This is a genomic window from Pseudomonas sp. OV226, from assembly GCF_003148705.1.
Classification (GTDB): Bacteria; Pseudomonadota; Gammaproteobacteria; order Pseudomonadales; family Pseudomonadaceae; genus Aquipseudomonas.
In genome coordinates, this window is the sequence record NZ_QGGS01000014.1 from 1 (window position 1) to 21,821 (window position 21,821).

Below are 21,821 nucleotides of genomic sequence, written 5' to 3' on the forward strand. Positions count from 1 at the left end.
GCAGGTGCTGTCCTTGCAAGGTCGGGAGGCGATCAGCCAACCGTTCGTGTTTGAGGTGGAGCTGGTCAGTGAACAGCCGTCCCTGGACCTCGAAACCCTGCTGCACAAACCGGCCTTCCTGCAGCTCTCGCCGGACGGCAGCGGCATTCACGGCCAGATCTACCGCGCCGCCCAGGGTGATTCCGGCAAACGCCTGACCCGCTACGCAGTGACCCTGCGTCCGCAACTGTTCTACCTCGCGCACCGCATCAACCAACGCATCTTCCAGAACCTCAACGTGCCGAAAATCATCGGCAAGGTCCTCGAAGAGCACGGTATCCAGAGCAACGCCTACGAATTCAAAGTCGGGGCGACTTATCCCGAGCGCATCTACTGCGTTCAATACGATGAATCGGACCTGCAGTTCATCCAGCGCCTGTGCGAGGAAGAAGGTATCCATTACCACTTCCAGCACAGCGCCACGGCCCACAAACTGGTGTTCGGCGATGACCAGACGGTGTTCCCGAAACTCGCACCCGTGGCCTACCAGCAAGACTCCGGCATGGTCGCCAACGACCCGGTGATCAAGCGCTTCGACCTGCGCCTGGAAACCCGCACCAGCCGCACCACCCGCCGCGACTACGACTTCGAAAAACCGAGCATCACCCTCGAAAGCGAAAACCGTGGCGACGCCCTGCCCGACCTCGAAGACTACGACTACCCCGGTCGCTTCCTCGACCGCGAACGCGGCAAGCACCTGGCCAAACGCGCCCTCGAACGTCACCGCAGCGACTTCCAGCTCGCCGAAGGCAAAAGCGATCAGCCGATACTGGTCAGCGGCCACTTCCTGGCCCTGACCCAACACCCGAAAGCCAAATGGAACGACCTGTGGCTGCTCACCGAAATCCTCCACGAAGGTAAACAGCCGCAAGTGCTGGAAGAATCGGTCACCAGCCACACGACCAACCTTAAGGACGATTTCCACCAGGGATACCGCAACCGCTTCCAGGCCACCCCGTGGGACGTGCCGAATCGCCCGCCACTGCAGCATCCCAAGCCACGAATCCTCGGCAGCCAAAGCGCCGTGGTCACCGGCCCGAAAGGTGAAGAGATCCACTGCGACGAGTACGGCCGCGTCAAAGTGCAATTCCACTGGGACCGCGAAGGCCAGGCCGATGACAAGACCAGCTGCTGGCTGCGCGTCTCTTCCGCCTGGGCCGGCGCCCACTACGGCGGCATCGCCATTCCACGCATCGGCATGGAAGTGCTCGTCACCTTCCTCGAAGGCGACCCCGACCAACCGCTGATCAGCGGCTGCCTGTACCACAAGGAAAACGTCGTCCCGTATCCGCTGCCGGCGAACAAGACCCGCAGCACCTTCAAGACCCTGAGCTCCCCCGGTGGCGGTGGTTTCAACGAACTGCGCATCGAGGACAAAAAGGGCCAGGAACAAATCTTCCTGCACGCCCAGCGCGACTGGGACGAAAACGTCGAACACGACCAGAAAATCCGCGTCGGCAACGAACGCCACGACACCGTCGAGCAAAACAGCTACAGCGAATTCAAGGCCGAAGAACACCACACGGTGTACGCCGACCGCAAAGTCGAAGCACGCGCCAATGACCACCTGACCGTGGGTGCAAACCAGCACATCAAGATCGGCACCGGCCAGTTCATCGAAGCCGGCCAGGAAATCCACCTGAGCAGCGGCATGAAAGTCGTGCTCGAAGCCGGCAGCGAACTGACGCTCAAGGCCGGCGGCAGCTTCATCAAGATCGACGCCAGCGGCGTAACCCTGAGCGGCCCGGTGATTAACATGAACTCCGGCGGCAGCCCAGGCAGCGGCACCGGCGCTGCACCGTTGATGCCGGGGGTTTTGAAACAGGCCGATGCGGACAAGGCTGGGGCGGTACTGACGCCGGCGCAGGTGAACACCCTCAAACGTAACGCGCCGTTCTGTGAAGAATGCGAGAAATGCAAGGCAGGTGTTTGTGCAAGCTGATCTTTTGACGCCACAGGCGTGGTTGGCTGAACGGCCGTTGCAAGCGGGTGAACGGCTTTATCTGATGGTCAGTGCGGCCAGCGATGCCGACGCGCTGAAGACGCTTTATCAAAATGAACCCACCACCCAGGCCACCCCGATCTGGGGCGGAACACCCTACGCGAGTTGGCAACAGGTAATGCCTTACTTCACCGAGTTGAAGCCGAACTCGGGTTTTCTGTCGTGGATTGCCGAAACGGACGCGCAGGACTGGGGATGGCTGGCGGTTTCAACCAGCACGCCGGAGGTGGTCTTTGAACACCTTCGCAGCCTGACCCAAGTGCGCATGCCCGATGGGACCGAAGTGTTTTTCCGGTTCTGGGATGGGCGGCATATCTACCCGATTCTGGAGGGGTTAGGTGATGCTGCGGGGGAAGTGCTGCCGGTGTTTGATCGGTATCTGATTAACGGCAAGCGGCTGGAGGTTAGGCCGCGCATGGTGCCGGTGGCGAAGGATTGGCCTTGGTGGGAAGTACCGCAGCACTTGCTCGACAGCTTGGCCACCCAAGACCAATCCACCCTGATCGACAACTTGATGCAGTGGCTGGAAGAGGAACGTCCAGACATCTACGCCGCTTACCCCGAGAGCAACCTGAAGCTGAAAGTCGCACGCTTCGTGCGCCGGCCAGATGCTCCGAAAAACCTGAATGAAGCACTGTTAAACCACCTGATTCTGGAGCAAGGCTGATGGATCGCGTTGCCTACGTTGATAACCAACTGAGTACGTTCAAGGACAGTCTGAAGCTGTACCAGGAACAAACCAAAACCTGGTACGCCAATACCGCCGACGCTGTCAGCAGAAAGGGGGATTTACCATCTCTGCTGGGCATGGAGCGGGTAATCAAAGTCGGTAACACCAGCAAAGCTGTCAGTGTTACTGATGGCGACTTCAGCTCGTACGTAGCCAAGTGTCCGCTCAAGGGCCCGTTGCTGATCGAGAGCAAGTTCGAATCGGTCTACGACATTCCTTTGGGCGGCATTGAAGTTGAAATCGTCGAGGTGGATGGCGGTGCGGTCAGCAAAGTCAAACTGGATGCTCAAGGCAAAGCCAGCTGGACCGGCGGAGTGCCGGGTAAGTCTTACAAAATACGCGTTCACAATGAAGTGACACCTTCGCAGCTCGACGCCCTGTTCAAATCCTATGACGGTTTAAGTGCTGACTTGGAAGGCTTCCTGCGCAAAGAATGGGCCGGCTTTAAGCCCCAATGGAAAACTCAGTCAGCTTCAGCCACAGCCATGGCGATTGGTAGCGGTATTTTGGAAGGCGGCTGGGAAGCCATCAAAGGTGTCTGGGACGGGATTACTCTGGTCCTCGACATACTTCAGAATCCGATGAAATTTGCCGCAGACTTGGGAGCAGGTGCCCAAGAACTGGTCAAACTGGCCAAAGAAGCACCGGACGTCATGAAAAAAGCCATGTTGCTCGCCAGCGACGAGGCGGCCCTGTTTCTAATGGTACGCAGTGCGGCAATCTGGCTTGCCGGTTTACCACCGACCCAGATGGCCGGCAAGGCGGCGAAAATGACCACGGCGGCGGTCGTTGGGATTCTGATCGACATCGTAATTTCGGTGGTGCTGACCGTCGCAGCAGAAGGTACCGGTCTCATTTACCTGGCTGCCCGCTTAAAGAAATACGGCGAAATTGTTATCAAGGCCGTGACAGGCTTCGTGAAATCCCTGTTCAACATCATCAAAAGCTTCATGGGGTACGTGGAAAAGTACGTCGTGGTCGCCGCCCGTGGAGTGACAGCTCAAGTCAAAAAAGGGAAGGCGCTGCTGCGTTTTGATGGCAGAAAAAACACCAAGCTTGCTGGCAAAAAAGCCAGACCCGATGCATCCAAAGGTGGCAAGAACGGTAACAATCAGAACGTTGACTCAGACAGCAAGACCCAAAAGAAAGGCTGCCCGGTCTCGATGGTCACGGGTGAAGAACTGTTGACCCTGACTGATGGCCAACTCGATGGGCTATTGCCCTTCGAATGGACACGCCTGTACCGCACCAGCGCTGCAGAAATCGACTGCGGCCTGGGTTACGGCTGGAGTCATGCGCTGGCGCAACGTATTGAAATCAACGGCGAGGAAGTCCTCTGGACTGACCATGAAAATCGCTCGATGGCGTTTCCATTGCCCAGCGAACAACGCCCGACCATTACCAACACATTGTCACGCGCAGCCATTTTTTTGGGCGACGACCCGTCTGAATTGATCCTCGCGCAAGCCGGTGTTCGCTCCCGTTTTTACCACTTCCGCTACGACAGCAAGGGCGCCACGCTGATCGCCATCAGCGACAGCTATGGCAACCGGTTGCACATCACCCGTGACATTCACGGCCGGATTAAACGCCTCGATAATGGTGCCGGTCGCGCCCTTCTCTTGCGTTACGACCGCAAGCACATCGTCGCCGTCGATTATCAGCAGTTCCTGCCGGCAGACAATCTGGAAGACGCCTGGAACACCGTCCAGACGTTGGTCACGTACAGCTATGACGCGCAGCATCGCCTGATTGAAGCGAAGAACGCCGCCGGTGAAACCGAACGCTATGCCTACGACGATCAGAACGTGATTCTTGAGCGGCAACTGGCGGGTGGGGCGAGTTTCTATTGGGAGTGGGAACTTTCGGGCAAAGCAGCACGCTGTATCCATCACTGGGCGAACTTCTCTCAGATGGATCAACGCTACGCCTGGGATGACAAAGGCAGTGTCACCTCCACCGAGGCCGATGGCAGTGAAGAGGTCTATACCCACGACGACCAGGCGCGACTGATCAGCAGAGTCGATCCTGATGGTGCTGAACACCTCAAGGCCTACGACGACAAGGGCCGTCTGATTGCAGAAAAAGATCCACTGGGCGCCGTGACCGAGTACCGCTATGACGAGGTGGGTGACTTGGTAGAGGTAGTTCCGCCGGAGGACGAGCCCACGTCATATGAGTACAGCAATGGTTTGGTGAGTGAAGTCCATCGCGGCAAAGCCACCTGGAAATATCAGCGCAACAACCAGGGCGACATCACCCAACAGATCGACCCGGATGGCAACGCCACCCTCTACAGCTACGATCGCCAAGGCCGTCTGCTGGAAATCCGCCACACCGATGGCAGTCGCCACCAACTGGGTTGGAACAACCTCGGCCAACTGCTGGAAGAACAGTTGCCCGACGGCGGTCAGCGCAAATACCGTTACGATGCCTTGGGCCGGCAGATCACCCGCCAGGAAGAAACCGGCGCGATCACTCAATACCAATGGGACGCCGTCAATCGCCTCGCACAAGTCACTCTGCCCGGTGGCGCCACCCGTGCATTCACCTACAACGCCTACGGCAAAGTCACGGCCGAACGCGACGAACTGGGCCGTGTCACGCGCTACGAGTACGCCGATGACCTGCACCTGGTTAGCCGCCGCCTCAATCCGGACGGCAGCCAACTGCGCTACCGCTATGACAACTCGCGCTTATTGCTGACCGAGATCGAAAACGAACGTGGCGAGCACTACCACCTCGATTACTACGCCAACGGCCTGATCCAGCAGGAAACCGGCTTCGACGGGCGCCGCACGGCCTACGAGTACGACCTTAACGGCCAGTTGCTGAAGAAAACCGAGTTCGGTGACGACGGCAGTGAGCTGATCACCGAGTACCAACGCGATGCTGCTGGTCGCTTGCTGGTGAAAACCCTGGCTGACGGTGAGGAAATTCACTACAGCTACGACGCGCTTGGGCGCCTGGTCAACGTCGACGATGGCCATTGGCCGCTCGCCTATGAATATGACCTGCAAGACCGCCTGATCACGGAGCACCAAGGCTGGGGCACTCTGCGTTATGAGTACGACACCCTCGGTCAACTCAGTCATTGCCGGCTCCCCGACGGCAGCAAACTCGACTACCGTCATCAGTCCGGCGGCCGACTGAGCAGCATCGACCTCAACGGCTCACGCCTCACGACCCATCAGTTCACTGCCGGTCGCGAACTCCAGCGCCAACAAGGCCTATTGCTGAGCCAATACCAATACGACGAGCAAGGTCGATTGCAGGCGCACAGCGTTAGCCAGCAGGAACGCAACCTGTTCCGCAGGCGCTACGCCTACGACGCCAACGGTAACCTCGCCGGCATCGACGACAGCCGCAAAGGCAATCGCAGTTACCACTACGACCCGCTTGATCGCCTGATCAACGTCCGTGGCAGCACCCCGGAAAGCTTCGCCCATGACCCAGCCGGCAACTTGCTGGGCCAAGGCGACCAAGCCAGCGCCAACCTGGCCAACATCAAAGGCAACCGCCTGCTGATGCAAGGCGACCGCCATTACGACTACGACGCCTACGGCAACCTGATCCGCGAACGCCGCGGTACCGGGCAAAAACTCGTCACCGAATACCGCTACGACTGCCAGCACCGCCTGATCGGCGCCAGCCTGCCGGGCGGTAGCGTCGCGAGCTACAAGTACGACGCCTTCGGCCGCCGCATCGAAAAAATCGTCGACGGAAGTACCACCGAGTTCCTCTGGCAAGGCGAACGCCTCGTCGCCGAAAGCGCTGACAACCGCTATCGCAGTTACATTTATGAACCGGGTAGCTTCCGCCCACTGGCGATGCTCGACGGCGAAGGCTCGCTGAAAGCGACGCCGTTTTACTACCAACTCGACCACCTCGGCACACCGCAGGAACTCACTGATTACAGCGGCGAGATCATGTGGTCCGCCAAGTACCGCGCCTACGGTAACCTCGCCGCGCTGGATGTGGCTGAAATCGACAACCCATTGCGCTTTCAGGGGCAGTACTTCGATACGGAGACGGGCTTACACTACAACCGGCATCGCTACTACAATCCGGGGACTGGGCGGTATCTGACGCCGGATCCGATCAAGCTTGCGGGTGGGTTGAACAACTACCAGTACGTGCCTAACCCTACGGGGTGGGTGGATCCGTTGGGGTTGGATAATTGTCCGGGTGCGGATGGGTGTAAGCCAGCATCAGGACTTGAGTCTCCTGAAACTGGCGCTAAGGTAAACGAAGGAGCCCCTGATGCCCCGCGACCCGAAAGTGGTAAGAATCCGGTTTTTTTCAAAACTGAAACCAAATGGAAAGCAAGTGGAAAAGGTACAGGGAATGAATACAAAGTTTACCAACAGGATATCGACTGGGATTTAGAACACAAAGGCATGTCGAATTTGGATAGAGCAAAAGAAGGCGGCGCGCCATACATCATGAAAGATGGGGTTCCTCAACAGCTTCAGCTGCACCACTCTAGGCAAAACGGTAAGGGGCCGCTTTTTGAGCTAAGTCGTAAGACTCATCTTACAACCTTAAAAGGCCAGGGCCGAGAAGCAGTTCACCCCTACGGACATAACCAACACCCAGATGCGCCTGTAGATAGAGAGCTCTTTAAGAAAGAAGTCCCACAATACTGGAAAGATCGAGCAGCAGAGACCTCTAAATGATCCCGAATGAGCTGATTCAACTAATCGAAAAGCAGCCTGGCGATATTCACCGGACAGATAAACGCTCCGTCATTGAGGCCCTGACAGCGCTGGACATAAGCTTAGATAGTGAGCTGTCAGAGTTTTTTTTAAAATATACGATAACATTTTTTAGGAGCAACTCTTCAGATGAAGAACTATGTGATATCGCCGACCCGAGCAATGAGATAAAAGTTGGCACCGACTTTATCCATGAAGTGTGGGAGCTTCCCGAGAATTTCATCTGCCTCACAAATGTACAAGGTGAAGGTTGTTATTTATATGATAAAAATAGCGGTGAGGTTTTAGATTTTAGTCTTGCTAGCAGAGATGAGTTTTTAGCTGGAAAGCAGGGGATAAAATGGCATAGTTTTTATGAGTTTCTTACATGGTATTTATCTTAGAAATAATTAGATAAATAGGTTTTTCTAACCGTGCCAATTGATCCTGGGCATTGGGCCAAATGTTTCAAGCTTACGGGCCTAGTGGTGAACACTGCTGTGGTTTGTCCCGAATCTACGTCGAGGATGGAAAATCGACGATGACCTTCAGCCAATGCAACACCATGCAGGTTGGGTCACATTTTCACCAAAACAGAGAGTCGGCGGCGATCCTTGAACTTAGTACAGAGAGATCGATTTACTCGTGATAGTCCTCCCGCAGTAAACGCGATGGCTCGCAAGCGGACAGACCATCCCAGAGAGCAGCCAAACCAGCCCCGAGTACGACGAGGCCAACCGAAACTTGACCAGTCAGAGCGCGGGATAGCGATTACCCAGGAAATAGCTTGGCAGGTATGCCCGCAGGGAAGAGGGAAACAAGGATGAAGGCTGAAGGCTGAAGGCTGATATGCAAGCTACAGTGTCAGGTGTGCCCGTGTTCATGTGCCCGTGCTGGGCGGATAACTACACGGTGATGGTTTGCAAAGGCATGTACATATCAATTGAAGGAGATAACTATATGAGTATCAAACCTGGACCAAAACCGATCGCTGATTCGACAGGCAAAACAGACCAGCGCCGTAGTGTTACCCCTGAGAACAAACCCAAACATCCGGATCTAGACGTACATAAGCACAAAAAAGGTAAGTGACCTGTAAAAGTCCCGCCTTACATGGCGGAGCTATACATCAACATGAGAGTCAGGATAGGTCAAAGCTAAATGCTCGATTTTGACATCTCGGGAACATCTTCGATTTGAATGCGACATTTGTAAACGGCGATGAACTTTGTGGCAGCCCAATTCACCGCGGGTAGATTGCTGCCCAGCAGCCAGACAAATATCGAGGACAGACCACGATATTGATGTAGCTGGGCGTCAACTTTTGGGCCGGCCCCGGTCATTCCGACCGGCACCTAATGGCCCAGAGTGTGTAAAAACGCTTTCTTGAACCCTTGCTATGATTTCTGAGGATTTCATCGCAGAGATCGCCCATGAAGCGCTTTATCCAAGGTGAACATCGAGGCTAAGGCACCTTACTTCCCGAGAGCCTCGACGACTACGTCAGCGATACCAATCCGGTTCGCGCAGTCGACGTCTTCGTTGACGAACTCGACCTGGTCAATCTGGGTTTTGAAGGCGCCATTCCAGCCGATACTGGCCGCCTGCTTACCACCCCGCGATCTTGCTGAAGATCTACATCTACGGCTATCTCAACCGCATCCAGTCGAGCCGACGTTTGGAGCGAGAAGCTCAACGAAACGTCGAGCTGATGTGGTTGACCGGGCTTTTGATGCCGGATTTTAAGACCATCGCCAACTTCCCAAAAGACAACAGCAAGGCCATCCGAGGTGTCTGTCGCCAGTTCGTCGTGCTGTGTCAGCAATAGGGACTGTTCGGAGAACATCTGGTCGCCATCGATGCGCAACTGCTCAGAGCATCAGGCGTACCAGATCTGTCAGTTCCGCTCGTCGCCGAGATCCATTAGGATGGGCACAAACCAAAGGAGTGGCCCTTGCTAATACTTCATTTCTCGGACATTCATTTCCGTAAATCTGAGATCAGCACAGCACAAGACCCGAACTTCCATCTTCGATCTGAATTGGTTCGTGACGTAGTCCGGCAGAGCAGGCTCTTAGGTGCGCCTGATGCGATTATCATATCGGGTGATATCGCATTTGCCGGCGACCAAGATGAGTTCGAATTCGCAACGGAATGGCTTCGAACGCTCTGTGATGCTTGCGGCTGCTCCATGCAATCCGTCTTTGTGGTCCCTGGCAATCACGACGTTGTGCGTGAATTGGCAGACCAAGATCTCGTGCAGCTAATTCATGGACAAATAAAAAGAGCTAGCGACCCAACCGCCGAGATCGCCAAATACTTGGGCAACCCTGCTGTCAGCCGTTTGCTTTACCAGAGCCTAGACAATTTCAATCAGTTCGCATTTCAGTTTCTTTGCGATTTGCTTCCACCGGAAAGGACTCGAGCGACACGCGATCTACAACTCAATGATGGCTCAATCCTTCGGCTGTGGGGGTTGAATACTGCCGTGGTATCGAGTCGTCACGATCGGGTGGGCGAACTCTTTGTCGACCGCGCAAGCTTGCAGATCACACGCGAAACCGGAGTAGTGAATCTGGTGGTTGCACACCATCACCTTTCATGGCTGCGACAGAATGCCGAACTCGCTGACCATCTCAACGATGTCGCGCCTGTACAAATTTTTGGTCATATACATACGAACCGGATCGAGATGAACCGGGACTTCATGCGTCTAACCGCAAGTGCGGCTCACCCTGACCGGAGAGAAGCCGGCTGGGAGCCTGGATATAATTTTTTAGAGGTGTCTGTAGTCGGAGAGCCTGAAGCGCGCAAGCTTCATCTCAAAGCCCATGTCAGAGTGTGGCAGACGGCACCTGGCAGCTTCCAAGCCAAGATGGACAGGGATTCTTCGGTATTTGAGCACTATGTTGACTTGGAGCCGTGGCATCCTCCTCAGGTGACCCCGGTAACGGCTATACCAACTGAAGTGCCAATTTCGGGCATCGGCGCTGCAACGATGCTAATCGAGGAAGGCCAGGCCATGAACACCATCCGAGATTTAGGACTGCGTTTCTATCGGCTGTCATTCAGCAAAAAATCGGAAATTGCAGGACGGTTAGAGCTCCTCGAAGACGAGGATATGGGGCAGCCGGATCACGAACGTTTTCGGCGCGTATTTATTCGCGCACATGAGCGCGGGAAGCTTGAAGAGTTTGCACGGGCCGTCACGGCCGCAGAAAAAGAATGAATGGAGCGGTAATGGCTAAATTTACGTTTGCAGACCGATACGCACAGGCTTCGTTGGCGCCCAGCCCCCAAGTAATCAGCTCCCGACAGGAGCCAGCGAATCGCATCGTCTCTACTGTCGTCGGAACAGGTATCTTGGATCTTGTAGGCGCGTACTACGGTAGTCCTGATGTCGATCTGAGTTGGTTCAGAGACGAGTTTGCTAAAGAGGATGCAAGCTTCAGTCTCGTCAACAACGAGCGAGAAACGAAATTGCTTGCTGCGCTGATCCTTGAACAGCTGGTTGGGAAAGCTCGCTCCGAAGCGATTTTGGCGATCATTGTCGGCAGCGTAATGGGGCTACGACAGCCTGCTGAGTGCGAATGGCTACTTCGCGACGCAAAAGAAGCACTTGGGCGGTTTTCAGTGACGAATCGAGAGCCGCAGACTGTGGAGACGAATGTCACCTCGACGTATACGGCGAAGTTGAAAGAAGAAATTGCGGCTATTGGAGAGGGTGATTGGGCGGCACTGCTGGTAGCGCTCGGCAAAATGAGAGCGGAAACGCAGTCGTCAGCTAGTACAGTGGCAACGCAGTCTACAAAAGCGCTCAAGGCGCTTGATCGAGAGGTTGACCTACTCCGCGAAGAAAGTCAGATGCTATGGTGGTTGTTCAGTGGCCATAGTAGATCAGTAGAGCGCAGTTTCAGCTTGCTCACCCCCCACCAAGCCGCAGTTGTTGGTGCCTGCGACTTAGGCACCTTAACTACAGTTTCGTTTCTAGGTCCAGTTGCCGCTCCAGCCATCCTTGAACGAATAATCGGCTTATCCAAAAAATCGAAGGGAACGCAGGCGGTTGAGCTTTCCAAGGTTATCGACGGTTTTAACCCTGAGGATCTTGAGAGTCTTGAAGTCGCTTCGACACAGTTGCCCCCCAGACTAGCTCCATTCACCGCTGCGATCGATCTCGCCAAGACTATGGGGAATGGAGCATGGCACGCGCGCTTCTCAAGTAAGACCGGCCTGGACGCCTCCATCGTGAGCGAGCCGTTAACCCTTGCAAATCAACTCTATCGCGAACATTTGTTAGGTCAACTGCTGTGACAGATGAGAATGAAGAGGTAGACGTAGACATTGATGTCTTCGAGCAGTCGGTGACGGAGCAGGCTGCCAGTTCGGATCTGCGTTGGGAGTTATTGCCTGCATCCTCGATGCTGTCGATAGAGGATGCTGAGGTACTACTACAGTGGCGAAAGGCCTCGATTATCACAGTAGTTGGCGAGCGAAATGGAGGCAAAACAACTCTGGTCGCTCAACTGTACGAGCAGTTCTTACGCGGCCCTTTCGCACAGACGCTTTTTTCCCACAGCTTGAGCCTTCAAGGTTTTGAAAGGAAAAGCTTTCAGTCTCGAGCAGAATATGGGGCAGACCGCCCAGATACCCCACGAACATCGGCTCAAGACGGACTGACTTTCTTTCATATTGCAGTTTCAGATGAAACCAGCCTGGAACGCACAGATCTCCTGATTTCCGAGCGTGCAGGAGAAACTTATAGGGAACTGCGTGATAGACCTGAGCTTGCCGCCAATCTGATAGAAATCCGGAAAGCTGCCGCGATTGTGCTTATCGTCGATGGTCAGCGCGTGGCTGAGCCACGAATGCGCGCGGGGGTATTTGCTTCCGTTCGCAATATTGCTCGGGCACTGGTGGGTTCTGGCGACATTGGTCCTCAAACGCGGATCCAGCTCGTTACCACCAAATGCGACTTGCTAATGGGAGATGGGGCGGCGGATGCCTTGGAAGCGTTGACGGCGTTTGAAGCTAACCTTACTGCACTGCTAGACGGCAAATTCCTGTTAGCAACATTTCGTACTGCGGCACGTGATCCAGATGGAAATGTCGCCCCTGCCAGCGGGATGGATCGGCTTTTGCAGAGCTGGATTTCGCCGCCATCCCGCTCTCATTTGGAAGAGCCGGAGCTGCCCGTACTAGTGAGCGAGTTTGATCGACTTTTGTTGAGAGGAAGCAGCTCATGAACGCTAGTTTCGTAATCATGGGATTACCTGCGTCAGGTAAAACTACCTTCCTGGCAGCGCTGTGGCATCTCGTGGAGTCAGGAGAGACTGACTGCCGCCTTATGATGGACCATTACCGAGGAGATTTTACTTACCTCAATAATATTGCCGATGCGTGGCGTAATTTTAAAAAAGTCCCTCGCACATCTCAAATTGGCGACACAGACGTTACTATCTATCTACATGATCGTGTAACCGGTGCACGGGGAACGGCACTTTTCCCTGACTTGGCCGGGGAAATATTTGACCTTCAGGTTGAGGAACGACGCTGTAGACCCGAGTTTGTCGTGCAAGCCGATGCAGAGGATGGAATCCTCTTTTTCGTCAACGCCGATGTGAAAGAAGACGGTCTATCAATCATTGATCTGAATGCAAGATTGCCAAAGGAAGCGGTAGGTGCTGTTTTAGCGGGAGAGTCTCCGCAAGCGGTGGGGGATGTGAATGCCCCGGTCGTTGCACCAGAGTGGGAACCGAAATTTTTGCCTGCGCAGGTTCGAATCGTACAGTTGCTTAGCGACCTCCTGCGCCCGCCATTCACCTATCGTACCCGCAAGTTAGCCTTATTGATTTCTGCATGGGATCTCGTTCGAGATCAAGGAAATACCCCTGAACAGTGGCTGGCTAGAACTATGCCACTCGTGGACCAATTTCTTCGCACCAACGGTATGTCATTTACCTACCAGGTTTTTGGTGTCTCAGCACAGGGTGTTCGCCTTGATGACGACGTTGCAGTTGACGGTGCGACGAAGATTGCGCCAAGTCGGCGTGTTCAAATTGTGGGGCATGATGGCGAAGGGCACGACTTAACAGCCCCCCTTGTATGGCTGATGTCGGCGGCAGAATGAAATTCGATCAATGTCTATTTGGTTATGATGACGGGCATAGGCTACTCGCATCCTCGCTACCCTTGGGTAGCGAAACATCACTTCTTACAGAGCTCAGCGACTTGGCTCCCGGGACTATTTTCAATCAGTCGGAGGGCTACTGGACTGGTCTCCCGCTGCCAGCCATAGGCCGCTATGTGTTGATGCGCACTTGGCCAGCACCCGAAATGTCTCGGCCGGGATGTGTATGGACCCACGCTCTTCTTCTCGAACCAGCACTTTTGGAATCGATTGAAGATTTGTCAGTATTACAAGACTTTGCGATCCGCCCATTTGGGTTAGCTGATAAGGAGCGTTATCGTGAGCCATTAACGGTCGATGTAAGTCACTTAGTCCATCAACCCGAGTTGGTCGACAACGCTGTAGTCAAGCGACTCCTCTTGGCGCTTTACGCTGCAGGTACGACGTCTGTAGAGGTCGACTCACCTGGACAACTGGACGCTCCGCTTTTTGCTGTCTGGTCCCAACAATGGCCGAGATTAAGACGTAACCTTCGTTTCCAGACCGCTGCTTCGAGAGCTCCGCGTTCCACCGGCTCCATACGCTTTGACGTCACAGCAGAACTGGCTCAAACCAGTGCAGCGCTATCAGGTATTAGCGTGAAGGGTGAGCCTTGGCTGGTGGCTGCTGCACTTGATGTTCAAGAGGGGGTAGCAGGGGCACTGAGGCCTTTTCTGTGGCGGTATGGGCGCGATGTCCGACGTCAGCGCGGCTCGTTTCTCCCGCTGGTAGAAATTAGGGACATCGACATCGGCGGGGGGCATGATTCAGGCAAGCGCTTGATCGAAATCGTCACCGAATCATTTTCTGCTTCAGATGATGCAAAGAGCCTGAAACAAGACCTCGTGGATGGCAATCTGGCCTCGATAGCCCAACCACAATTGCTGCGATCGGTGCTCTCAGGCACAGGAAACACTGTCTTCCCAATGCCGACACATTCAGGTGTATCAAAACTAGCTGATCTGTGGCCGGAGAGGCGAGAGGAGATGATTTCCCTAGTGGAGATCACTGTGGACGCGGCTGATCCTATGGGTAAATCGGTGTTTGACCTTCTTACCGGGGGACCTAAGGAGTCTCTGGCTTGGCTCCTCGTGCACGCCTCCTCCCACGCTCGAAAGCGGATTGCGAAAGCAAGTCCAGAGCTTTTGCTCGCAGATTGGGTGCTTGACCTGGAAAGCTCTGCTCTGGTCGAACTACTTCCATTGATCCCTGACAAGCTTGCAGGAGTTGACGCTCTATTGGCGAAATTGCTTACCCGAAATGACGATGCCTTGGCAAAGGTAGCGTTCGAGCATTTTTCCGTCGTTACAGCTGGACAAATCATATTGGCGACGGGGGCGGGCCGCCGAGTAGCAGATGCCTGGCGACACACGCTTATGCAACGTCCCGCTGTAATATTGCAGCCCGAGGTTTGGCGCTTTGTATCTTGCACGAGCCAGCTTTACGCTATGGCCGAGTTTTTGGGTTGGCTGACTCCAAATGTTATTGCAGCAGGTCCCGAGTTGTGGACCTCAACTCTCAGAAACGCTTTAAACGATCTTCCTGCAGAGAAATCGGACACGTTGTATTGTTTCTTGATTGCTATCGCGCTCTCCTCTGGAGATAGCCGCGGAATAGACATAGTCGAAAAGCTCTTTGATGTCATACATGATCAGTTGCTTAGATCACAGCTATCTGACACCGCGAGAGAAAAACTCGGGAACCTACTGCCAGACATTGGTTGGTTTCGTGGGTGGGACATAGCTCTGCGCTTCCGTTTAGCGATAGCAAACGCTTACGTTCGATTTCAGTGGCCGACTCAAAGTTACGCCAAGTTATCTGCAACTCGGAAAGGGAGGGTAATGCTTGCCGATGCAGCGTCAGACGTTCCAGGCGGGAAGCGATATGCGAAAGCCGCAGACTTCTGAGGCGTGGTAATTCACTTGTGGCCACTTTGTCGCGGCTATTACGAAAGGAAGCGACGCGGCCTTGTCGGGTATCACCAAGGAATATTTAGATTAAAAATACTCAAATGCAGCCTGACTACACTCATTGACCTAAATACTGTGGTGATCGGCTGTTTCCGAGGGACGTATTCCCCAGCAGCGACCGGTCTATAGCCGACCGCTATGGCTGGTCCGCAGTGAAGGATCGACTTGAGCGAGCGGCCGATAAAACGGTATCGCTAATCGCCACATTGCCTAGCAGTAGGTCGATGCAGCCGAACTCCAAAGACTGTCGGTCAGCATTGAGCAAAGCGGTAAGTTGTGAACATCGAAGCTCGTTTAAAAGATGGAACCAAGGATGACTACGAAGGGTACGACGAAGAGCTTCCTTACGAGAGAGCTGAGAGAATCGATCAGATGGCGATTTACTCGGTTCTAAACAGTTATGTAATTAAAACAAGATCCACCCCCTGCTTGATAAGTCCCCCACAACGAATCTATCGGACGTAACGCATTATCGTGACATTTAATATCACTTAAAAAGCTATCAAAATCCTCATATGCAAGCATTATTGCTTCAAAGCACAACCCAGTAATGCTTAATTGAACGCGACTATTAAATATTTTAAGATTCAACCTTGAAACTGTTAATTTTAGATGATCAATATATAAATCTGCATTTTGAGCTGGCAGGAAATTTTGATAATCAACCGATGAGAGCTTTTCATATAAAACTTTGAGCGCAGCCTGTTCGGAAATATGAAAGCCACAATGATACATTTCGTTTAAAAGTTTAGACCTCTTATATTTTATTGGGTCATTGTTAGCAATCGCTACAGTTTCTGCGAGACTGCGGCTATCGCAGCCATTCCATATAACATCTAGACCGTGATTATCAAAATAAAACCCTTTTTGACAGAAAGGGCAGACTCTTTGCAAAAGCACGTTATGTTTCTCACAAACCTCGATATTTTTTTGGTGCAATCTATGCCAAAAAGGAAATCCGAGCGTAAGTATGTCTTCTCTTATGCAGTCTGGGCAGAAACTAAAAGCTTGCCTTTTCGCGCCCATCCACTTTGCTTGGCTTATGTAAGCATCTTGGGAATAAGAAAGATTTTGGCCATTTTTAATCACTGAATAGACAGGGTATTCCGTATGAAAATGGAGAAGGCGATTTAGACCTCGACAACCTAACCACCCCATAGTTGAAGCGATAGTCTTTAACTCTGAGAATGAAAGGTTTGATTTGGAAAAAGCTTTGAAAAATCTCGCAGAGGGATCCCTCCAATTCAGGGAAATATTCCTGTCGATGTAAGAATGCACAGATTCGCCACTTTGTATTTTTAAAAGCATTTCTGTTCACAAGATTCGTCCGCATAAGCATGCGACTTAAGGCTGGGCGCCTGCCACAGAGGTAGGAGGCCGACCGGCCTTCTTCCTCCTGCGACAGTTTTTATTCACCAGCGACAGTTTTTATTCTCTAAATTTACCGTTTCGATCACCTGTGGATAACTTATTCCACCGTCACCGACTTCGCCAGGTTACGCGGCTGGTCAACGTCCGTGCCTTTCAAGACAGCCACGTAGTACGACAGCAATTGCAGCGGGATGGTGTAGAGGATCGGCGACAGGGTGTCGTGGATGTGCGGCATGTGGACAACGTGCGTGCCTTCGCCGTTGGTCATGCCAGCCTTTTCGTCTGCAAAGACGATCAGTTGGCCACCACGGGCGCGGACTTCCTGGAGGTTGGATTTCAACTTCTCCAGCAGCTCGTTGTTCGGCGCCACGGTCACCACTGGCATGTCGTTATCCACAAGTGCCAACGGGCCGTGTTTCAGTTCGCCCGCCGGGTAGGCTTCAGCGTGGATGTAGGAAATTTCCTTGAGTTTCAGGGCCCCTTCCATCGCTACCGGGAATTGCGCACCACGGCCGAGGAACAGCGTGTGGTTTTTCTCGGCGAACAGTTCGGCGATTTTCTCCACGGTGCTGTCCATGGCCAAGGCTTCACCCAAGCGGGTTGGCAGACGACGCAATTCTTCGACCAACGTGGCTTCGACGCCTTTGGCCAACGTGCCGCGTACCTGACCCAAGGACAGGGTGAGCAACAGCAAACCCACCAGTTGGGTGGTAAAGGCTTTGGTCGACGCCACGCCGATTTCACGACCGGCTTGGGTCAGCAGCGTCAGGTCGGACTCACGCACCAGCGAACTGATGCCGACGTTGCAGATCGCCAGGCTGGCGAGGAAGCCCAATTCCTTGGCATTGCGCAACGCGGCCAGGGTATCGGCCGTCTCACCGGACTGCGAGATGGTCACGAACAGAGTGTCTGGCTGCACCACCACCTTGCGGTAGCGGAATTCGCTGGCGACTTCGACCTGGCACGGGATACCGGCCAGTTCTTCGAGCCAGTAACGGGCAACCATGCCGGCGTGATAGCTGGTGCCGCAGGCAACGATCTGTACGTTGCGCACTTTGGCGAACAGTTCGGCGGCCTGTGGGCCGAATGCCTGTACCAACACGCCGTTGGGGCTCAGACGACCTTCGAGGGTACGCTGCACGACGGCGGGTTGTTCGTGAATTTCCTTGAGCATGAAGTGGCGAAACGTGCCCTTGTCCGCGGCTTCGGCACCGTCGCGGTACTGCACGGTTTCACGCTCGACGGCTTTGCCATTCACGTCCCAGATCTGCACGCTGTCACGGCGGATTTCAGCAATATCGCCTTCTTCCAGGTACATGAAACGGTCAGTGACCTGACGCAGTGCCAGTTGGTCGGAAGCCAAGAAGTTTTCACCCAGGCCCAGGCCAATTACCAACGGGCTGCCGCTGCGGGCCGCAACCAGGCGATCCGGTTGATGAGCACTGATAACCGACAGACCGTAAGCACCGTGCAACTCTTTGACAGTCGCCTTCAGGGCGGCGGTCAGATCGTGCAGGTCCTTGAGTTTATGGTTCAGCAGGTGAGCGATAACTTCGGTGTCGGTGTCCGAGGTGAACACGTAACCCAAGGCTTTGAGCTGCTCACGCAAGGCTTCGTGGTTTTCGATGATGCCGTTGTGCACCACGGCCAGGTCGCCGGAGAAATGCGGGTGTGCGTTGCGCTCGCAGGGTGCGCCGTGTGTGGCCCAACGGGTGTGAGCAATGCCGAGGCGGCCGACCAGTGGCTCGGCTTCGAGCGCCGCTTCCAGTTCGCTGACCTTGCCCGGACGACGCATACGCTCGAGTTTTTCATCGTTGGTGAAGACCGCCACACCGGCGCTGTCATAGCCACGGTATTCCAGGCGCTTGAGGCCTTCGAGCAGGATGGCGGTGATGTTACGTTCTGCGACTGCGCCGACAATTCCACACATGGCTATTTCTCCTGACTGATAGCTGCGCAAATCAAATTGATACCGCGCGCCTGTATCAGATCGCGAGCCTCCAGGGGCAGGCGATCATCGGTGATAAGGGTATGGACACTGCTCCACGGCAGCTCCAGGTTGGGAATTTTGCGACCGATCTTGTCGGCCTCCACCATCACGACGACTTCACGGGCGACTTCGGCCATGACTCGGCTCAAACCCAGCAATTCGTTGAAGGTGGTCGTACCGCGAACCAGATCGATGCCGTCGGCACCGATGAACAATTGGTCAAAGTCGTAGGAGCGTAATACTTGCTCGGCGACTTGCCCCTGGAAAGACTCGGAATGCGGATCCCAGGTCCCGCCGGTCATCAACAGCACCGGCTCGTGTTCAAGTTCGCTCAAGGCATTGGCAACGTGCAGCGAGTTGGTCATCACCACAAGACCCGGCTGCTGGCCGAGTTCCGGAATCATGGCCGCCGTGGTGCTGCCGCTGTCGATGATGATGCGTGCATGCTCGCGAATGCGCAGGACGGCGGCGCGAGCAATGGCTTGTTTGTATTTGGAGATCGGTTGGCCGATGTCGGCCACCAGTTCCTGAGGCATGGTGATTGCTCCGCCGTAACGGCGCAGCAGCAGGCCGTTACTTTCGAGCGCTGCCAAGTCCTTGCGAATCGTAACTTCAGAAGTTTCGAAGCGCTTCGCCAGCTCATCCACACTGACTTCGCCCTGCTCATTGAGCAAGGTGAGAATATTGTGCCGGCGTTGGGGTGTATTGCGCTTCGACATGGGCTTGTAAGTTTCGATTCGAAAGATAACGGAAGCAATCAAAACCTATCAGCGAAAGTTCGTCAAGCGGATAGCGATAAAATGTCTATGGGTAAAAGCATCGCGGGCCAGCCCGCTCCCACAGGAATTGGGAGATCCTTGTGGGAGCGGGCTGGCCCGCGAATGCAGTTGTGCAGACTGTGAATAAATCAGGCTGACAACAGGTATGTGGATAACTCAGCTCTTCTTGATCTTCTCCGGCCGTTTCCAGCCATCGATGTTCTTCTGACGAGCTCGCCCTACCGCCAACTGGGATTTATCCACAGTCGAGGTAATCGTCGAACCGGCCGCCGTGGTCGCACCTGACAAGATATCCACAGGTGCCACCAACGAGTTGTTGGAACCGATGAACACATCTTCACCCAGCACCGTCTTCCACTTGTTGGCGCCATCGTAGTTGCACGTAATGGTGCCCGCGCCAATGTTGGTCCGCGCACCGATCTCGGCGTCGCCCAGATAGCTCAAATGACCCGCCTTGGCGCCTTCACCCAAGTGTGCGTTCTTCAGTTCAACAAAGTTACCCACATGCGCGCGAGCTTCAAGCACAGTGCCTGGCCGCAGGCGGGCGAATGGGCCGGCGTCACTGCCTTCACCCAGAATGGCGCCTTCAATGTGGCTGTTGGCCTTGATCACGACACCTTTACGCAGGGTGCTGTCCTTGATCACGCAGTTCGGGCCGATCACCACGTCATCTTCGATGACGACGTTGCCTTCGAGGATCACGTTGATATCGATCAGCACGTCGCGGCCAACGGTGACTTCACCGCGCACATCGAAACGGGCCGGGTCACGCAGGGTCACGCCTTGAGCCATTAAGCGACGGCCGGCGCGCAGCTGATAATGGCGCTCCAGTTCGGAGAGTTGCTTGCGATCATTGGCGCCCTGCACTTCCATGGCGTCATGAGGTTGCTCGGTGGCCACGATCAGACCATCGCTGACCGCCATGGCGATCACGTCTGTCAGGTAATACTCGCCCTGGGCATTGTTGTTGGAGAGACGACTCATCCAGTTGCCAAGGCGTTCGAAAGGCATGGCCAGAATGCCAGTGTTGCCTTCAGTGATTGCGCGCTCTTTTTCGTTGGCGTCCTTTTGCTCGACGATCGCCGTGACCTTGCCGTCGGCATCGCGGACGATGCGGCCATAACCGGTAGGGTCGTCCAGCTCAACGGTGAGCAAACCCAGTTGCTGCGGCGCCACTTTCTTGAGCAGGCGTTGCAGGGTTTCGACCTCAATCAGCGGCACATCACCGTAGAGAATCAGTACGGTATCGGACTCGATGAACGGCACGGCCTGCGCCACCGCATGACCGGTACCCAGTTGCTTGTCCTGGAGGACGAAATTCAGGTCGTCCGCCGCCAGGCGCTCACGCACCGCTTCGGCTCCATGACCAATGACCACATGAATACGCTGTGGATCAAGTTGCCGGGCGCTGTGGATAACATGGCCAAGCATCGAGTTGCCGGCAATCGGGTGCAGAACTTTCGGCAATGCCGAACGCATGCGCGTGCCTTGGCCAGCAGCGAGGATAACGATTTCAAGAGACATGACTGGCTACCAATCCTGGGTGGTCAGCGGCTGCGACCAGATTATGAAAGTCGGAAAAGAAAAAAGGGTAGCCGAGGCTACCCTTTTTAATCAATCGCGCAACAAGTCGCAGGCAATTAGCCACCGAACTTCTTGCGGATCTGCTGGACGGTGCGCAGCTGAGCTGCTGCCTCGGCCAGACGTGCGGAAGCAGCACCGTAGTCGAATTCTGCACCACGGTCATGCAAGGCCCTCTCGGCAGCCTTAACGGCTTCCTGAGCAGAGGCTTCATCCAGGTCGACAGCACGTTGCACGGTATCGGCAAGTACTTTGACCATGTTCGGCTGAACCTCGAGGAAACCACCGGAGATGTAAAACACCTCGGCTTCCCCGCCCTGCTTGATCAGGCGGATCGGACCCGGTTTGAGATTAGTGATCAGCGGCGCGTGACCCAGAGCGATACCAAGATCACCCAGAGCACCGTGCGCAATCACCATCTCGACCAGGCCGGAAAAGATTTCTCCTTCCGCGCTGACGATATCGCAATGGACTGTCATAGCCATCTGATTGCCTC

General features: G+C 54.7%; 15 protein-coding genes and 1 pseudogene. 11 read left to right on the forward strand and 5 right to left on the reverse strand.

Going from position 1 to position 21,821, the window contains the following annotated elements; genetic code table 11:
- The 11 genes and pseudogenes from tssI to C7534_RS20495 all read left to right on the forward strand — a co-directional run.
- Positions 1-1,981: type VI secretion system Vgr family protein (gene tssI / locus C7534_RS20440; protein ID WP_109786847.1), on the forward strand; the 1,981-nt coding region annotated here is incomplete at its 5' end.
- Positions 1,971-2,708, forward strand: coding sequence for a DUF4123 domain-containing protein (locus tag C7534_RS20445; protein WP_109786848.1), 738 nt, complete (start codon positions 1,971-1,973; stop codon positions 2,706-2,708). The genes tssI and C7534_RS20445, both read left to right, overlap by 11 nt.
- Complete coding sequence (locus tag C7534_RS20450) at positions 2,708-7,450, forward strand: RHS repeat-associated core domain-containing protein (RefSeq protein WP_109786849.1); 4,743 nt, start codon at positions 2,708-2,710, stop codon at positions 7,448-7,450. The genes C7534_RS20445 and C7534_RS20450 overlap by 1 nt, the downstream gene beginning before the upstream one ends.
- A complete protein-coding gene (locus C7534_RS20455; RefSeq protein ID WP_109786850.1) occupies positions 7,447-7,872 on the forward strand; it encodes a hypothetical protein in 426 nt (141 codons plus the stop codon). The genes C7534_RS20450 and C7534_RS20455 overlap by 4 nt, the downstream gene beginning before the upstream one ends.
- Before the next feature lie 556 nt (positions 7,873-8,428).
- Entirely contained in the window at positions 8,429-8,560 is a 132-nt protein-coding gene (locus tag C7534_RS32880) for a hypothetical protein (RefSeq protein ID WP_256594788.1), read from the forward strand.
- 341 nt (positions 8,561-8,901) lie between these two features.
- Positions 8,902-9,293 (forward strand): annotated as a pseudogene (locus tag C7534_RS20470) (transposase); the annotation flags it as partial.
- A gap of 129 nt (positions 9,294-9,422) precedes the next feature.
- Positions 9,423-10,697, forward strand: coding sequence for a metallophosphoesterase (locus C7534_RS20475; protein ID WP_109786853.1), 1,275 nt, complete (start codon positions 9,423-9,425; stop codon positions 10,695-10,697).
- An 11-nt stretch (positions 10,698-10,708) separates the two neighbouring features.
- Entirely contained in the window at positions 10,709-11,779 is a 1,071-nt protein-coding gene (locus C7534_RS20480) for a GTPase-associated system all-helical protein GASH (protein WP_109786854.1), read from the forward strand.
- Positions 11,776-12,711 carry a TRAFAC clade GTPase domain-containing protein gene (locus C7534_RS20485; RefSeq protein WP_256594789.1) on the forward strand — a complete coding sequence of 312 codons (936 nt, stop codon included), beginning with the start codon at positions 11,776-11,778 and terminating at the stop codon, positions 12,709-12,711. Before C7534_RS20480 ends, C7534_RS20485 begins: the two co-directional genes overlap by 4 nt.
- Positions 12,708-13,595: a TRAFAC clade GTPase domain-containing protein gene (locus C7534_RS20490; RefSeq protein ID WP_109786855.1), complete on the forward strand. Its 888-nt coding sequence runs from the start codon at positions 12,708-12,710 to the stop codon at positions 13,593-13,595. The genes C7534_RS20485 and C7534_RS20490 overlap by 4 nt, the downstream gene beginning before the upstream one ends.
- The gene (locus C7534_RS20495; protein ID WP_109786916.1) at positions 13,592-15,541 is read left to right on the forward strand and encodes a GAP1-N1 domain-containing protein; all 1,950 of its coding nucleotides are present in this window, start codon (positions 13,592-13,594) and stop codon (positions 15,539-15,541) included. Before C7534_RS20490 ends, C7534_RS20495 begins: the two co-directional genes overlap by 4 nt.
- 453 nt (positions 15,542-15,994) lie before the next feature.
- On the opposite strand, the gene C7534_RS20500 is transcribed toward C7534_RS20495, so the two are convergent.
- The 5 genes from C7534_RS20500 to C7534_RS20520 form a co-directional block, all read right to left on the reverse strand.
- On the reverse strand, positions 15,995-16,912 hold the full coding sequence (locus C7534_RS20500; RefSeq protein WP_109786856.1) for a TniQ family protein: 918 nt from the start codon (positions 16,910-16,912) through the stop codon (positions 15,995-15,997).
- A 160-nt stretch (positions 16,913-17,072) separates the two neighbouring features.
- Positions 17,073-18,905 carry a glutamine--fructose-6-phosphate transaminase (isomerizing) gene (gene glmS, locus C7534_RS20505; RefSeq protein ID WP_109786857.1) on the reverse strand — a complete coding sequence of 611 codons (1,833 nt, stop codon included), beginning with the start codon at positions 18,903-18,905 and terminating at the stop codon, positions 17,073-17,075.
- Between the two features lie 2 nt (positions 18,906-18,907).
- Positions 18,908-19,684: a DeoR/GlpR family DNA-binding transcription regulator gene (locus C7534_RS20510; protein ID WP_109786858.1), complete on the reverse strand. Its 777-nt coding sequence runs from the start codon at positions 19,682-19,684 to the stop codon at positions 18,908-18,910.
- 216 nt (positions 19,685-19,900) lie between these two features.
- The gene (gene glmU, locus C7534_RS20515; RefSeq protein WP_109786859.1) at positions 19,901-21,268 is read right to left on the reverse strand and encodes a bifunctional UDP-N-acetylglucosamine diphosphorylase/glucosamine-1-phosphate N-acetyltransferase GlmU; all 1,368 of its coding nucleotides are present in this window, start codon (positions 21,266-21,268) and stop codon (positions 19,901-19,903) included.
- Positions 21,269-21,384: 116 nt separating this feature from the next.
- Positions 21,385-21,810 (reverse strand): F0F1 ATP synthase subunit epsilon, encoded by a 426-nt coding sequence (locus tag C7534_RS20520; RefSeq protein ID WP_109786860.1) that lies wholly within the window; start codon positions 21,808-21,810, stop codon positions 21,385-21,387.
- Positions 21,811-21,821: the final 11 nt, after the last annotated feature.

What these genes read in the sequence shown, in the direction of transcription:
- C7534_RS20450 (WP_109786849.1), top strand. Translation starts at nt 2,708, where the DNA reads ATGGATCGCGTTGCCTACGTTGATAACCAACTGAGTACGTTCAAGGAC.
- C7534_RS20455 (WP_109786850.1), top strand. Translation starts at nt 7,447, where the DNA reads ATGATCCCGAATGAGCTGATTCAACTAATCGAAAAGCAGCCTGGCGAT.
- C7534_RS32880 (WP_256594788.1), top strand. Translation starts at nt 8,429, where the DNA reads ATGAGTATCAAACCTGGACCAAAACCGATCGCTGATTCGACAGGCAAA.
- C7534_RS20480 (WP_109786854.1), top strand. Translation starts at nt 10,709, where the DNA reads ATGGCTAAATTTACGTTTGCAGACCGATACGCACAGGCTTCGTTGGCG.
- C7534_RS20490 (WP_109786855.1), top strand. Translation starts at nt 12,708, where the DNA reads ATGAACGCTAGTTTCGTAATCATGGGATTACCTGCGTCAGGTAAAACT.
- C7534_RS20495 (WP_109786916.1), top strand. Translation starts at nt 13,592, where the DNA reads ATGAAATTCGATCAATGTCTATTTGGTTATGATGACGGGCATAGGCTA.
- C7534_RS20500 (WP_109786856.1), bottom strand. Translation starts at nt 16,912, where the DNA reads ATGCTTTTAAAAATACAAAGTGGCGAATCTGTGCATTCTTACATCGAC.
- glmS (WP_109786857.1), bottom strand. Translation starts at nt 18,905, where the DNA reads ATGTGTGGAATTGTCGGCGCAGTCGCAGAACGTAACATCACCGCCATC.
- C7534_RS20510 (WP_109786858.1), bottom strand. Translation starts at nt 19,684, where the DNA reads ATGTCGAAGCGCAATACACCCCAACGCCGGCACAATATTCTCACCTTG.
- glmU (WP_109786859.1), bottom strand. Translation starts at nt 21,268, where the DNA reads ATGTCTCTTGAAATCGTTATCCTCGCTGCTGGCCAAGGCACGCGCATG.
- C7534_RS20520 (WP_109786860.1), bottom strand. Translation starts at nt 21,810, where the DNA reads ATGGCTATGACAGTCCATTGCGATATCGTCAGCGCGGAAGGAGAAATC.